This is a genomic window from Methylomonas sp. ZR1 (assembly GCF_013141865.1).
GTDB lineage: Bacteria > Pseudomonadota > Gammaproteobacteria > Methylococcales > Methylomonadaceae > Methylomonas.
In genome coordinates this window covers 2,998,169-3,011,883 of sequence record NZ_RCST01000001.1, presented here as the reverse complement: position 1 = coordinate 3,011,883, position 13,715 = coordinate 2,998,169, and the positions used below count along the sequence as shown (strand labels likewise).

Here is a 13,715-nt window from a genome sequence, read left to right as displayed (position 1 = left end):
TCAATACGAGCTGAAAAGCTTCGTATCTATTGGGGGAGGGAATGCGACCGTGTAACGGTACAACAATAATAAAAGCGCAAGCTATTAACCTGCTATCACAGATAACAGGCGTCCAAAAAACATAAAAATAACACCGGACGAAGCCCACTTAATCGTGGGCTTTTTTATGCGCCAATTACCATAAACCTGTTTGTTATTTCAGATGGCCGAAAAATCAGATTCGCTTCCACAAGATATTATGGAAGCAGAGCGTTTCATTGATGAACTAATGAACGACACCAAGCACCCGGTTCACAATCATGCTCATCCTCTACACAAGGAATCGGTTAAAGCATTAGATGAGTTGATGCAGAGTCTGGATGCAATGCGCCATGAGTGGTTGTCTAAGGGATAGTTCAGAAAAACGCACGGATTTGTTTATTCTGACGTCCTAGCTGTTCGTATGCTTTTCTTTATGGCTAGCAAATATATCTTTATTTTTTCTCAAAAACGGATATAATCGTCGGTTCGAGTATGTTGCAGTAACAAAGCGCATTAATAGTGTAGGGAGATAGTATGCTTATCTTGACTCGTAGAGTAGGAGAGACCTTGATGATTGGTGACGATGTGACTGTTACAGTTCTCGGGGTAAAAGGAAATCAAGTTAGAATTGGCGTAAACGCACCAAAAGATATATCTGTTCATAGGGAAGAAATCTACGAGAGAATTAAGAAAGAGCAGTCTGAAGCAGGGAGTACGGAAGGCTGATTAAGTTATAGGAGAGATGGCCGAGAGGCCGAAGGCGCTCCCCTGCTAAGGGAGTATGTGCCAAAAGCGCATCGAGGGTTCGAATCCCTCTCTCTCCGCCACTAAATTAAAGTTTGACAAAGAATAACAAAAATAAGACAATAAGCGGCTCAGATAAGCGCCCGTAGCTCAGCTGGATAGAGTACACGGCTACGAACCGTGCGGTCGGGAGTTCGAATCTCTCCGGGCGCGCCATTTGAGTAAATTACCGAAATTAATCCCCTGTAGCTCAGTCGGTAGAGCGGGTGACTGTTAATCACTAGGTCGGCGGTTCGAGCCCGTCCGGGGGAGCCAAATAAATCAAGGGCTTAGATAGAAATATCTAAGCCCTTTTTTATTGCGTGGTCACTTTTATGGTCACTTTGTTTTTCACTCAAAACCGAAAAAAAATTTCGTGCTTGATCGAAAAACATACGGCACCCAACGACAACCAAGGATTGAATGCATCTCTAAAGCATCAAAGTGTTCCGACATCTTCTTTCTTTACCCTCCTTTCATAAAATTCTTTAATTTGGCTTGCAAGCCACATTTGTGGATTTCGAATTACTGGAGGTGGAACATCGCCAGCCTTCCTCATTCGCCAAAATTGGGTCCGAGTCACACCTAATTTTTCAACCATGTCGTTAATTTTCAGGAATTCCTTTTCTTTTGCCGTCGAATTTTGCTCGGATTCAATATTCACTGGATACCCTGATTACAAAGAGTTGTTACATACGCCACAGCGTTCAACCAGATCTTCTCTTGCGTTCAACAGTACCCAGGCACGACAATGTGGACATGTTGAGACCTGCACTTTTTTATCCTTGATGTCCTCAGACACAACCCATGCCGCTGAAAAATCGAGGTTTCCGAATGGGTAGGAATGTTTATAGGCGTCAAATGCGGTTATCACTGTTTGAATTTGATCATCGACCAACTTACTTGCAGCCGCCCGATAGCAAACCGCAAACAGCGTAACGTCTTTATATTTGCGCCTACTTCCAGTCAACCCGCGTGTTGAAAACTTGATTGAACCTCGGCTGGGCGAACGTCCATGCAATTGTCGATAGGTTTGTCTTAATGGCTTGATGGGAATGCCGGTCACTTGATGCACGATTTTCACCTTGGCATGGCGTTTCAGCAGTTCAATGGCTAACGTTTGCTGTTGATATTTTTTCAGCATAGACCACCCTCTCAGCAGATTGAGCCGGTTAAACCAAGCATGGCTTCCACTATCGGCGGCTGTTCTTTATTGATGTTCATCAGGAACTGACTGGAAAACCGTGGAGTAAAGCAAAGCCAATTGGAGCGAGCGATAAACTGAATGTCCTCCAAAGACAAATGACCGAGTGCTGTTCGCATGGCGTCATCCGTAATTCCCAGCACCAATTCCGTCAATACTGGATTTTCCCGCGCGATTTCCCTGGCCTTGATCAGCCAGGTTTGGTTCATATCGAAAACCTCTTCGTCGCACCCTTGGTGATTGACCTCTGAAAGTTTGTCGAAATAGTCGTCCAAGTTTTTAAAAGCAGACTGCATCAGCTTTTCATTGGCGTCATTCAAATTAATGACCATGAGTTTCGATTTCAAAAAATCGGCGCCAAACTCAGTAATCAGAGGAAAAAATAATTCCCGACAGAATCCCTGGGTAATTGTGCGGACGCCCTTAAAATCAATGGTCAATATTTGATGATTGGCAAAGCACTCGCGTGCGAGACGAGCCAGGTTTTTGCCATGTAAGGGCTGAGGTATTTGGGAATCAGTGGCTGTAATGACAGTAATATGCATGCGACTTCTCCTTAGTAGCGAATGGATGGTCTCGAGGCGGCAATGGATGTGTTCAAATTGGTTTTTTTGACTTTGCAGAAACCCAGCGTCGTCTTCCTGAACGATCGGTCCAAACATTGCATATTGGGCATTGGCTGAAGGTTGCGTCAGGGTGAATCATGCTGAGGTGGCGCGCGCTGCAATATGCGCAAACAGTGAATATCAAATCGCCGGCCAAGAGCATGCTCATTAAAGACCACGCTCTGTTTATGTCTAACGTGAACTGTTGTGCTGCAGGAGATATTCCTTTTGGCTCGGTTAATATTTTCGATGCGATGTTTTTGTAAATGCTATAGGCGTCAACCAAGGCCTGAGCTGAAGAATGCTGAATTGATAATCGCCGCCGAATATCATCGAGAATGCCTAAAAATAGCGACGCGTGAATATTGCGATTGGTTGACTGAATGACCCATTGATGATCATGAGGAAGCATGCCTTGTTTGGGCGGGTATCCTTTTACTGATTTATACAAGTCGATACTCTGTTGGCGTGACAACCGACAAAGTTGACTCACGATGGGAGGACGAGCGCCAAGCTGAATCAATTGTTCGGCTAAAACCAGGTAATTGGCGAAATCTGATGCTTTTTTAAATGGCACTGTCTTCATTTGTCCATCTCGGAATACAAGGTTGAAATAATTCCACGTAGGTGCCCATGGCAAGGCCACTTGGAACGAAGACCGGCAACAATTGAATGACTGCTCGGCTACTTTCAGCTTGTTCCCGAAGATGCTCCAAAGTCATTTCTGCGAGTTTTTCTATGCGGTCTTTATCCAAGCCAAATCGCCATGCTGTTTCTGCCGGGTTGCTGCGGGCGCATTCCCGGGCTAGCATGAGATATTCGAAATTTAATCGGGCAAGATCTTCATCCAGTGTTGACATAGACGCCTCTTAGTTGATTAACGGCTGTTGTCGATATGCTAGGCAGGTAATGCTCAAATGTCCCGGTCGCAAAGTGACCCGTTTTGGGTCACAAAGCTCCGGAGCTCCCGACTGATATGGTCTGGTATTGTTCAAATCAATTGGCTTCTTCAACAGCCGATTCTTTTTTCGATATGTGGACTGCCAAGTTGATAACGCTAGGCTTTTTGCATGTCTTGCAGAATTGATGATCCCGAAATTCTTCTAACTTCTTTCTGCTTATCAGAGGCTTTGCCCACGGTAAATGGAGCCGTAATTGGAGTTGGGTCTAATTAAGTACGTTTCAAAATCATTTTTCTTCGCTCATATCGCTTTGGTTATTGGGGGCATTGTTATGAATCGGCTGTTTGCTAACCATACCGTTACTGTCGGTGGCCTAGTTTGGGGGTGGTGCGAGGGATTCAGTACTTGATTGACTGGGTGGATAACGAGCCAATCGATGAAAAATGCCACCGCATATCGCGCGCGTTAGCCAAAGAGTCGTTAAATAAGGCGGATTTCGAAGAATCGAAGCGACGGTTCACGGAGGATGAAATCGTCGCTGCTGGTGGACGCTCCATCGGAAGTTCTGATTCAAAAAAATGGATCGACTGAGCCGGGGTATTGAAAAAATATTGCGAAACCCGCGAGCCGAAAATCTTAGAATTTGCCCGTAAACGAGGACTTTTCCACAATCAAAACCGGAGCGTAAATGCGGATTCCAGTGATCGTGAACACGATAAAGAACAGAACGATACATTTCATTTGCCCTATGACTAGCTGCGGCATATAATCGCCACTGGTTTTAAGGTTCCCGCTTTTCGCGGGTGAAACTGGAAGTCGGTTAAATGCCGACGCTGCCCCCGCAACGGTAGGTGATTCGTCACGAGCCCGGAGACAGGCCTAAAACTGTAGTCAACAGTATTGCGGAGGGCGATCTGTCAAATCGGTGTTTTTTTGGTTTGTCTTCCCCTCTGTTATTCCGTCCACCGTATTCGGAACAGACAGCCATGAAAACACTCGCAGCATCTACCACCCTTTCTTCCTCAAAAATCCTGCCCGGCCTGAGTGCTGTTGTTTTGGGCTTGACCATCGTTTTAGGTCTGGGTTTCGTGCAGGATGCCAATAACTATCTACATAACGCCGCCCACGACGGACGTCACAGCGCAGCATTTCCTTGCCATTAATATGGCTGATTTTCGTAAGCTGGTCGTAGTTTCGCTGCTGACTGGACTATTGGGCGGCTTGTTGCTCAGCGTGCTGCAACATTATCAAACCTCGCCCTTGATTTTGGCTGCCGAACAATTCGAAACACCATCGGCTGAGCATGTGCATGACTGGCAACCGATGGACGGCTGGCAACGTAATGGCTTTACCTTGCTATTCAATGGCCTGACCGGCTTCGGCTTTGCCTTGTTTATCAGTGCCGCCCTGTACTGGCGGGATCAACGCGGTTACCTGTACGGACTCGGCTGGGGTTTGGCCGGTTATTTGGTATTTTTTGTCGCGCCATCATTGGGCTTGCCGCCGGAGTTGCCCGGCACCGACAGCGCCGAATTACATAGTCGCCAAGCGTGGTGGCTTTTTACGGCCGCCGCTACCGCGATTGGCTTGTTTGGTCTGTTTTTGACCAAACCGCGCTGGCTGCAAATCGGCGGAGCTGGCTTACTGGCCTTACCGCATCTGATCGGCGCACCGCATCCGGAGGTTGCCCAGGCTTTAGCGCCCGAAGCCTTACAACAGCATTTTGTGGTGTTGACATCCATCAACAACGCTATTTTCTGGCTGACCTTAGGCGCCATATCGGGCCGATTGTTGCGTAAAGTTACGTTTTAATGATGAATGCCACTGCAGCACGTCATTGCCCGGCGATGTTTATCAGCGCCCCGGCCTCCGGTCAGGGCAAAACCACTATCACCGCAGCCTTGACCTATTACCATCGCCAGCAAAACCGCAAGGTACGCGTGTTCAAAACCGGACCGGATTTTATCGATCCGCAAATATTGAGCTTTGCTTGCGGACAGCCGGTTTATCAGCTGGATTTATGGATGATGGGCGAAGCGCATTGCCGTGAGATGCTTTATAACTCGGCAGCCGAAGCGGACATCATCTTGATTGAAGGTGTCATGGGCTTGTTCGACGGCGATAGCAGCAGCGCCGATTTAGCGCAAACGTTAAATGTGCCGGTGGCCGTTGTCATCGATGCGGGCGGCATGGCACAAACTTTTGCCGCAGTGGCTTATGGCTTAGCCCATTACAGAGCCAACTTGCCGTTTGCCGGTGTCATCGCCAACAAAGTCGGCAGTCCTGGTCATGCCAAACTGCTGGAAGAGGCATTGCCGGAAAGTATGCCCTTGCTGGCTGCCATGGCGAAAGATGACGCGGTCGGTTTGCCGTCTCGGCACTTAGGCTTATTACAGGCCGACGAAATCGGCGACCTTGATGCTCGTCTGACACGCGCCGCCGAATTGCTAAGCAGTCTTGCGCCGTGCCGATTGTCGGAGCCGGTCGCATTCTTCCCGATCGTCACGACGCCGCCACGACCGTTACTGGCCGGTAAGCTTATCGCTGTGGCTCGCGATGCGGCGTTTTCGTTTATCTATCAAGCCAATCTGGATTGTTTGCAAGCCATGGGCGCTGAACTGACTTTTTTCTCGCCTCTGGCCGACCATGCCTTACCCGAAGCAGACAGCCTCTATCTGCCCGGCGGTTACCCGGAGCTGCATCTTCAAACATTGGCCGATAATGTTGCCATGAAACAATCTCTGCATGCATATCATCAAGCCGGTAAGCCGATTTACGCCGAATGTGGCGGCTTTTTATATTTGCTGGAACGCTTGACCGATAAAGACGGCCATGCGGCAGCAATGGCAGGATTACTACCCGGCAGCGCGCAGATGCAAAAACGCTTGGTGAATCTGGGCATGCACAGTTTGCAGCTAGAACAAGGCGAAATTCGCGGCCACAGTTTTCATCACTCGCAACTGGAAACGACACTGCAGCCGTTCACCGAATCGAAGCCGCAACGCAATCGTAGTCGCAGCGAAAACTTTTACCGGGTGGGTTCGCTGCAAGGGTCTTATCTGCATAACTATTTCCCATTCAATCCGCAGGTTGCGGCTGGATTTTTTCTATGAGCGCTCACTCTATTCAGCCTAATCAGCAGAAGGTCTGGTTTGTCGGCGCAGGTCCGGGTGCCCCCGATCTAATCACCGTCAAAGGCCGCGACTTAATCGCCAAGGCTGACGCCATTTTGTTCGCCGGTTCGCTGGTACAAGCCGCCGCGACGCAATGGGCGCCTGACACTTGCGTGATCAAAGATTCCAAGGATATGACCCTGGAGCAGATTACCGACTGGCTGATCGAACAAGCCGGGCCTGGAAAAATCGTGATTCGCCTGCAAACCGGCGACCCTGGCTTGTATGGCGCATTAATCGAAATGGTGCAACCGCTGGATGCGGCCAACATTGCCGTCGAAGTAGTGCCGGGCGTCTCGTCGGCATTCGCCGCGATGGCTTGCGCGGTGGAAAGTCTGACCTTGCCGGAAGTCACGCAAACCGTGATTTTAACCCGCGTTGAAGGCCGCACGCCGATGCCGGACGGTGAATCCTTGCAAGAATTGGCCAGCCATCACACCACGCTGTGCCTGTTTTTATCGATTACCTTGTTGCCCACGATCGAACGCGAATTAAAAGACGCAGGTTGGGCGGATGATGCACCGGTATTGGTGGTCCACAAAGCCAGTTGGCCGGATGAGCAGCTGATTATCCGCGGCACGCTTGCTGATATTCGCGAACGCTGCCGGGCCGCCAAAATTAACAGCCAGGCGATGATCGTGGTCAGTCCAACGCTGGGCGCCCGTCATTGGCCCGAGTTAAAAAAATCCAAACTTTATGATGCCGGTTTTACCCATCGTTTTCGCCGTGCCGAACGGCCAAATCCCGAGGAGCAAGCATGACAACCACCATCCTTCTGGTCGGCCACGGTTCACGTAATCAGGCCGGTAACGATGAAATTCGCGAATTTCAACAACAATGGCAGGCACAGCACCCCGATTGGCGCATCGACTTATGTTACATCGAACTGGCCGACGTGCTGCTGGAAGAAGGTTTGTGCCGTGCCGCGCAAGGATCCAGCCGAGTGATTGTCGTGCCGCTGATCATCAGTGCCGCCGGGCATGTGAAGATGGAGATCCCCGAGCATATCGAGGAAGCCCGCGAAAAATTTCCAACCGTCGAATTCATCTATGCGCCGCATCTAGGCAGTAACGAAACCTTGTTGGTCATCCTGCAAAAACAGCTCAAATCAGCGCTTAAATCACTGGCGATGCCGGACCCGAAAACCACTGGCGTGATCATTTTAGGCCGTGGCTCATCGGACAAGGTTGCCAACGGCGAACTGGCGAAACTGGCGCGTTGGCTGTTTGAGGTTACCGAGCACGAATTGATCGACATCGCCTTTACCGGGATTACCCATCCACGTCTGGAAACGGCAGTGCAACGTCAGGTGCGTCTGGGCATGACGCAAATTGCCATTTTGCCCTATTACCTGTTCACCGGCCTGCTGATAGAACGCATCGGCAAGCAAATCGAACGGTTGAAAAGCCAATATCCGCAGATTGCGTTCGGTTCCGGTACTTATTTTGGTTTTGATCCTGCGGTTTTTAAATTATTGGAGCAACGCGTCACGGAAGCGACCGATCCGTTGGCACCGAAAATGCTGGAATGCGACGGCTGCCAGTACCGGGAACAGGCCGAGCATCACCACCACCATCATTGAGCAGGTTATGAGCCACAACATTCAAACCGAACAACTCACCCAGGCCGGACAACAGATCGAGCACGATTCGTTTGCCATCGTCGATCACGAAGTGGGCAGCCACGGTTACAGTGATGGTCAGTGGCAGGTGGTGCGACGCATGATACACGCCACCGCCGATTTTGAATTCAATGGTCTGACCGAATTTTCCGACGATGCGGTCGCAGCCGGTATTCAGGCAATACTCGGCGGTGCGCAGATCATCGCCGATGTGGAAATGATTTGCGTCGGCCTATCGAAGCCGCGTCTGGCCCACTTCGGAATCGAAACCCATCAATTCATTGCCGACGAGGATGTCATAGCCGCGGCCAAACAAATCAACAGCACCCGTGCGGTGCAAGCCATGCGTAAAGCGCAGCGCCTGGGTTTACTCGACGGCGGCATTGTCGCCGTCGGTAATGCACCCACCGCGTTGTTGGAAGTATTGCGGATGATCAAAGAAGACGGCATTAAACCGGCGCTGATCGTCGGCATGCCGGTCGGCTTTGTCTCGGCAGCGGAATCCAAGGATTTACTCGCCGAATTACACGATGTGCCATGGATCATCACCCGTGGACGTAAAGGCGGCTCGACCTTGGTCGTCGCGGCGATTCATGCCTTACTGAGCTTGGCGGAAACCCGGCAGAAAAACGGCTGATAGCATGGCAATGCCGGAACGCAAACCCAAAGGTACCCGCCAGGGTTACACCACCGGCGCCTGTTCGGCGGCAGCTGCACGGGCGGCAGTGCAGGGTTTGCTAAATGGGCGCGTGCCGGACACTATCGACTGCGTGCTGCCCAACGGACAAGACGTGGCGTTCAAAGTCGAAGAAAGCTTTGTACAGAACGACCGAGCACATGCTGTCATCGAAAAAGACGCCGGCGACGATCCAGACTGCACCCATCACGCTCGGGTGACGGCGGATGTGATGTGGATAGAACAACCAGACACTATCGTCTTGCAAGGCGGCGAAGGCATAGGCCTGATCACTCGGCCTGGTTTGGGGCTGGCGGTCGGCGGTCCGGCCATCAATCCGGTTCCGCGAAAAAATATCGAAGATAACATCCGTCTGATCGCCGCCGAAGCGCTAAAAACTCGAGGCTTACAGGTAACAATCTCGGTGCCGGGCGGCGAAGAGATGGCGAAAAAAACCCTGAACTATCGTTTGGGCATTATCGGCGGCATTTCGATTTTAGGTACGACCGGGATTGTGCATCCGTATTCCACGGCGGCATTTCGGGCTAGCGTGGTGCAAGGCGTGGAAGTGGCGGCCAATCAGGGTCAGGCTAGCGTGGTACTGACGACCGGCGGCCGCACCGAGAAATTCGTGATGCGCGAATTGCCCGAGCTGGATGAAAGCTGTTTCGTGCAAATGGGCGACTTTCTAACACCCGCACTGGACGCCGCCGCTCGTTGCGGGATTCGGAACATCATCATCGGCGGCATGGTCGGCAAGCTGACCAAAATGGCCCAGGGTGAAACCATTACTCATGCCGGTCGCGCCCCAGTCGATGTGGAACTGGTCGCCGATATTGCCCGAAGCATCGGTGCGCCGGACGATGTGTGCGACGCCATCGCCGCCCAGGAAACCGCTCGCTACGCCTCCGAATGCATGGCCGAGTTGGGGTTGGAATACGAATTTCATGTCGAACTGGCTAACCGAGTCATCGCCACCTTGGAAAACCGTTATCCCGGCCGTTTTCACATCAGTGTTCTGGTGTGTGATTTCGATGGCAACAAACTGGCCGAAGCCGGAAGGAATTGATCATGCAAGCGATGTGCAGTTTTATCGGCGTACTCGACAACGGCGTCGCCAGCCTGAGCCAGGAGGCCTTGCAGGTATTACGCGAAGCCAAGCATGTCATCGCCGGTAGCCGTCTGCTGGCAACGCTGGCTGATGACATCATTGAAGCTAGACACTACGACTTAACCGGGCAACTCAAACAAGTGCCGGACTGGATCAATGCCGCGTTGGCACGCAATGAAGCGGTCGCGGTACTGGCCACTGGTGACCCCTTGTGTCACGGCATCGCCGGGTTTCTGGCCGGCAAACTGGAATCCAGCCGTGTGCGTATCCTGCCCAATCTGAGCACCCTGCAATTGGCCTTTGCCGAGTTGAAATTGTCTTGGCAAGCCGCCGCTATCGCTTCGATCCACAGTAAGGATGCCGGTGAATGGCTGCGCGGGGCCACGCCGGAGCATGGCTTGTACGAATTGGCTCAGCGCTGCCGCCAACACGATTTGCTGGCGATATTGACCAGCCCGGACAACACCCCGGCGCGTATCGCCCGCTTATTGCAAATCGAAGGCTTGGCCGATGTGTTCGAAATGGCGATTGCCGAAGCCCTAAAGCAACCGGAACAGCGCGTCAGCGCCTGGCTGACCATCGCTGAGGTGGCCCAAAACAGCTATCGAGATCCCAACGTAGTCATTCTGAAACGCAAAGCGGCTGTGCCCGCACCGGTACTGTTCGGGGTCAGCGACGACAGCTTTCAGCAGCGCAAGCCTGAAAAAGGTCTGATCACCAAACGCGAAGTGAGGGCGGTATCGCTTGCCCGCATGCAGCTGACAAGAAGCAGTATTGTCTGGGACATCGGCGCCGGCTCCGGCTCGGTGGGTCTGGAGGCCGCGCGCTTGTGTCCGGACGGGCATGTATTTGCCATCGAAAAAAACGCCGATGATATTGCTAATGTGGAACAGAATCAGGCTTCCTGGGGCATCAACAATTACAGCTTCGTGCAGGGCAAGGCGCCGCAATTTCTCGACACCTGGCGCGATCCGGATGCGGTATTCATCGGCGGTTCCGGCGGGGAATTGGCCGAACTGATCGCCTTGTGTTTAGGGCGTTTGCGCCCGGCGGGTTGGCTGGTGATGAATTTCGTCACGCTGGAGAACCTGTCCACCGCCGTCGAGACCCTGAAACAGCTCGGCGCAGACTGGGACGTCTGCCAGATTCAAGCTTCCCGTAGTAGCCCGATTCTGGCCATGCATCGCATGCAGGCCGAAAATCCAGTGTGGATCGTATCGGCCACTCATCCTTTACAGCCCAAAACCTGCGGTCAAGATGAACACTAGGGGCTGTTGCCGTTTCACATCGGTAACCATATAAATGCACAAGCCAGGGCGATAGCACCTTCAAAATTGCGTTTTAGTTTGTCATATCGGGTGGCAATAGCTCTAAAATGTTTCAGTCGCGCAAATACGTTTTCAACGAGGTGGCGATATTTATAGAGACACCAGTCCATTTCCTCATTCCCGATTATTGAATTTTGTTTTCTTGGGATGATGGGGACTGTGCCTTGGTCTCGAATTTGAATTCGTAACGGCTCGCTGTCATACCCTTTGTCTGCAATCATGTAGCCCGCCTGGGGGAGCTTGGCCACAAATTCCGGCGCCTCTTTGCAGTCATGTACTTCGCCCCCCGTAATCGAGAACTGGATGGGAAGTCCACCGGCATCAACCGCCATATGGATTTTGGTCGTGTTGCCTGCGACCGATTTCCCGATGGCTGTTGGATTTTCATGGGCGCCGCCGCTACTGTGTTGATGGGCTTTAATAATGCTGCCATCAATAAATAGCCATTCCAAATCAGGCTCAATCACTAGCGCCTGAAAGATACCCCTCAGCTTTTCTTGCAGTGACCAGGCATTGAAGCGCTTGTAAACGGCATTCCACTTGCCAAAAGCGACGGGCAAGTCTCGCCAAGGGCAGCCAACACGCAAGCGATAAAAAATCCCTTCGACCGTTTGCCGAAGACCGGGTTTGTCGTAAATGCTGAAACTCAACATAATCGTTTTTAGCTTTTCCCAGTGGGTATCTGTAAGCAGTTGGCGTGGCATTCGCTAGTTATCGTTTGATTGAAAACTCAATCAATATGGCTCGCCAATCGATTTTCAAAGGGATTATGACAAAATGGCAACAGCCCCTAAACTCGGCACCCTCTACGGCGTTTCCCTTGGTCCAGGCGATCCTGGGCTCATTACTCGCCGCGCCTGGGATTTACTGACCGGTCCGGGCCATTGGACTTATCCGGTGCGCAAAAAAAACAGCGACAGTTATGCCTTGGACATAGCCTTGCGCGCCGGCCTGGAACTGCGTGCCGAACATAGCGAGCTGCATTTTCCGATGACTCACGATGCCGAGATTCTGGCCCGTTACTGGCTGGATGCAGCACAAACCGTGTTGGCAATATTACAACGCGGCGAGGATGTGTTGTTTCTGGTGGAGGGCGATGCATCAACCTATTCCACCTTCGGCCATTTGCAACGCAGTGTTCGTGCCTTACAGCCGGAAGTTACAGTCGAAGTAGTGCCGGGGGTGTCGTCATTTCATGCCGCTGCGGCGCGCAGTGGCGAACCGTTGGCGGATGTCGATGACACCATCGCCATAGTACCGGCGGGATATGGTATCGCGCAGATCGAGCGCATGCTGAGCGACTTCGATACCTTGGTGTTGCTCAAGGTCAAACCGCTGCTGGACGACATCATCGATCTGTTGCGCCGCCGCGATTTGCTGGCTCATGGCTGGTTCGTGGAAAAAGCCGGGGCGCCGGAAGAACGCATGGTGCACGACATCGCCAGCCTTGAGGGGCAAAAGGTCAATTATCTGTCGTTACTGATCATCAAAAACCCAGGCCGTCAGCGCAGCGAAATGCAACGCGGTTGCCGCAAGAAAAAGGACTCAATCGATGAATGAAGTGCGTGTCGCGCTGGTGGCGATTACCAAACACGGCGCCGGGATTGCCACTCGCCTGGCGCCACAACTCCCCGAAGCGGAGGTGGTGGTGTCGGAGAAACAAGCCAAGCATTTGGGTGATTTTGCCAATCCGCGCCGGGTCTATCAGGGGGCATTGAGCGCGCAAATCGGTGAGTTGTTCGCATCCTACGACCAAATTATTTTTCTGGTGTCGCTGGGTGCGGTGGTACGGCTGATTGCGCCGCATCTTAAATCCAAGGATGAAGATCCCGGTGTGCTGGTGATAGACGATGCCGCCGAATTCGTGATTCCGGTGCTATCCGGCCATGTCGGCGGTGCCAATGCTTATGCCCAAAAAGTCGCCGCGTTGCTAAATGCCACGCCGGTGCTGACCACCGCATCGGATGTGGGCAAAACCATTCCGGTGGACATTTTGGGCCGCGAACTGGGCTGGCAAGTGGAAGCCCCTAAGATTAACATCACGCGTGTGTCAGCGGACGTGGTCAATCAACTGCCGATTGCCTTCGTGCAAGAAGCCGGTAGTTCAAATTGGTGGACGCGGCCATCGCCGTTACCGGCCAATATTCATCTGTTCCAGCGCTTTGAGGACGTCAACACTGAACAATACCGGTCGATTCTATGGGTCACACACCGGGCAATCGATCCGGCTGTTTGGCAACAACTGGCTGAGCGACTGGTGGTGTATAGGCCGCCCAGGGATCAAGCGTAAG

General features: G+C 52.0%; 19 protein-coding genes, 3 tRNA genes and 1 riboswitch. Of the genes, 16 read left to right on the top strand and 6 right to left on the bottom strand.

The genetic code is table 11. From position 1 onward, the window contains the following. The first annotated feature begins 202 nt into the window (after positions 1-202). From DDY07_RS13595 to DDY07_RS13575, 5 genes are all read left to right on the top strand, one after another. Positions 203-394, top strand: a complete 192-nt coding sequence (locus DDY07_RS13595) for a hypothetical protein (protein ID WP_033157950.1) — start codon at positions 203-205, stop codon at positions 392-394. Positions 395-555: 161 nt separating this feature from the next. Continuing rightward, entirely contained in the window at positions 556-747 is a 192-nt protein-coding gene (csrA, locus tag DDY07_RS13590; protein ID WP_020482891.1) for a carbon storage regulator CsrA, read from the top strand. A gap of 10 nt (positions 748-757) precedes the next feature. Beyond that, positions 758-848: transfer RNA gene (locus tag DDY07_RS13585), tRNA-Ser, on the top strand. 56 nt (positions 849-904) lie between these two features. Continuing rightward, positions 905-981, top strand: a tRNA-Arg gene (locus DDY07_RS13580). 23 nt (positions 982-1,004) lie between these two features. Then, positions 1,005-1,080, top strand: a tRNA-Asn gene (locus DDY07_RS13575). A gap of 163 nt (positions 1,081-1,243) precedes the next feature. Here DDY07_RS13575 and DDY07_RS13570 read toward each other — a convergent pair. Genes DDY07_RS13570 through DDY07_RS13550 form a run of 5 tightly spaced genes read right to left on the bottom strand, consistent with a single transcriptional unit; the run spans position 1,244 to position 3,473 of the window. Further along, positions 1,244-1,468, bottom strand: a complete 225-nt coding sequence (locus DDY07_RS13570; RefSeq protein ID WP_157197898.1) for an AlpA family transcriptional regulator — start codon at positions 1,466-1,468, stop codon at positions 1,244-1,246. A 12-nt stretch (positions 1,469-1,480) separates the two neighbouring features. Beyond that, positions 1,481-1,948, bottom strand: a complete 468-nt coding sequence (locus tag DDY07_RS13565; protein ID WP_082885554.1) for a FlhC family transcriptional regulator — start codon at positions 1,946-1,948, stop codon at positions 1,481-1,483. A gap of 11 nt (positions 1,949-1,959) precedes the next feature. Further along, positions 1,960-2,553 carry an STAS-like domain-containing protein gene (locus DDY07_RS13560; protein WP_064029363.1) on the bottom strand — a complete coding sequence of 198 codons (594 nt, stop codon included), beginning with the start codon at positions 2,551-2,553 and terminating at the stop codon, positions 1,960-1,962. 52 nt (positions 2,554-2,605) lie between these two features. After that, complete coding sequence (locus tag DDY07_RS13555) at positions 2,606-3,199, bottom strand: FlhC family transcriptional regulator (RefSeq protein WP_082885555.1); 594 nt, start codon at positions 3,197-3,199, stop codon at positions 2,606-2,608. After that, positions 3,180-3,473 (bottom strand): flagellar transcriptional regulator FlhD, encoded by a 294-nt coding sequence (locus DDY07_RS13550; RefSeq protein WP_064029365.1) that lies wholly within the window; start codon positions 3,471-3,473, stop codon positions 3,180-3,182. Before DDY07_RS13550 ends, DDY07_RS13555 begins: the two co-directional genes overlap by 20 nt. Positions 3,474-3,920: 447 nt before the next feature. Here DDY07_RS13550 and DDY07_RS13545 point away from each other — a divergent pair, with 447 nt between their 5' ends. The 9 genes from DDY07_RS13545 (at position 3,921) to DDY07_RS13505 (ending at position 11,364) form a co-directional block, all read left to right on the top strand. Next, a complete protein-coding gene (locus DDY07_RS13545; RefSeq protein ID WP_216614753.1) occupies positions 3,921-4,106 on the top strand; it encodes a hypothetical protein in 186 nt (61 codons plus the stop codon). A gap of 176 nt (positions 4,107-4,282) precedes the next feature. Then, positions 4,283-4,413, top strand: a riboswitch (cobalamin riboswitch). 88 nt (positions 4,414-4,501) lie between these two features. Then, entirely contained in the window at positions 4,502-4,678 is a 177-nt protein-coding gene (locus DDY07_RS13540) for a CbtB domain-containing protein (protein WP_171696252.1), read from the top strand. A 1-nt stretch (position 4,679) separates the two neighbouring features. Further along, entirely contained in the window at positions 4,680-5,327 is a 648-nt protein-coding gene (locus DDY07_RS13535; protein WP_171696251.1) for a CbtA family protein, read from the top strand. Beyond that, positions 5,327-6,628, top strand: coding sequence for a cobyrinate a,c-diamide synthase (locus tag DDY07_RS13530; protein ID WP_367650878.1), 1,302 nt, complete (start codon positions 5,327-5,329; stop codon positions 6,626-6,628). Before DDY07_RS13535 ends, DDY07_RS13530 begins: the two co-directional genes overlap by 1 nt. Next, on the top strand, positions 6,625-7,449 hold the full coding sequence (gene cobM / locus DDY07_RS13525) for a precorrin-4 C(11)-methyltransferase (protein WP_171696250.1): 825 nt from the start codon (positions 6,625-6,627) through the stop codon (positions 7,447-7,449). Before DDY07_RS13530 ends, cobM begins: the two co-directional genes overlap by 4 nt. Continuing rightward, positions 7,446-8,270 (top strand): sirohydrochlorin chelatase, encoded by an 825-nt coding sequence (locus DDY07_RS13520; RefSeq protein WP_171696249.1) that lies wholly within the window; start codon positions 7,446-7,448, stop codon positions 8,268-8,270. The genes cobM and DDY07_RS13520 overlap by 4 nt, the downstream gene beginning before the upstream one ends. Positions 8,271-8,277: 7 nt before the next feature. Then, on the top strand, positions 8,278-8,946 hold the full coding sequence (locus tag DDY07_RS13515; RefSeq protein WP_171696248.1) for a precorrin-8X methylmutase: 669 nt from the start codon (positions 8,278-8,280) through the stop codon (positions 8,944-8,946). Between the two features lie 4 nt (positions 8,947-8,950). After that, on the top strand, positions 8,951-10,054 hold the full coding sequence (locus DDY07_RS13510) for a cobalt-precorrin-5B (C(1))-methyltransferase (protein WP_253734483.1): 1,104 nt from the start codon (positions 8,951-8,953) through the stop codon (positions 10,052-10,054). 2 nt (positions 10,055-10,056) lie between these two features. Next, positions 10,057-11,364 carry a bifunctional cobalt-precorrin-7 (C(5))-methyltransferase/cobalt-precorrin-6B (C(15))-methyltransferase gene (locus DDY07_RS13505; RefSeq protein ID WP_064029379.1) on the top strand — a complete coding sequence of 436 codons (1,308 nt, stop codon included), beginning with the start codon at positions 10,057-10,059 and terminating at the stop codon, positions 11,362-11,364. A 14-nt stretch (positions 11,365-11,378) separates the two neighbouring features. Here the strand turns inward: DDY07_RS13505 and DDY07_RS13500 are convergent, their stop codons facing one another. Next, positions 11,379-12,128 (bottom strand): IS5 family transposase, encoded by a 750-nt coding sequence (locus tag DDY07_RS13500; protein WP_171695282.1) that lies wholly within the window; start codon positions 12,126-12,128, stop codon positions 11,379-11,381. Between the two features lie 73 nt (positions 12,129-12,201). Here DDY07_RS13500 and cobI point away from each other — a divergent pair, with 73 nt between their 5' ends. Then, positions 12,202-12,984, top strand: coding sequence for a precorrin-2 C(20)-methyltransferase (cobI, locus tag DDY07_RS13495; protein WP_171696247.1), 783 nt, complete (start codon positions 12,202-12,204; stop codon positions 12,982-12,984). Then, the gene (locus DDY07_RS13490) at positions 12,977-13,714 is read left to right on the top strand and encodes a cobalamin biosynthesis central domain-containing protein (RefSeq protein ID WP_064029383.1); all 738 of its coding nucleotides are present in this window, start codon (positions 12,977-12,979) and stop codon (positions 13,712-13,714) included. Before cobI ends, DDY07_RS13490 begins: the two co-directional genes overlap by 8 nt. Position 13,715: the final 1 nt, after the last annotated feature.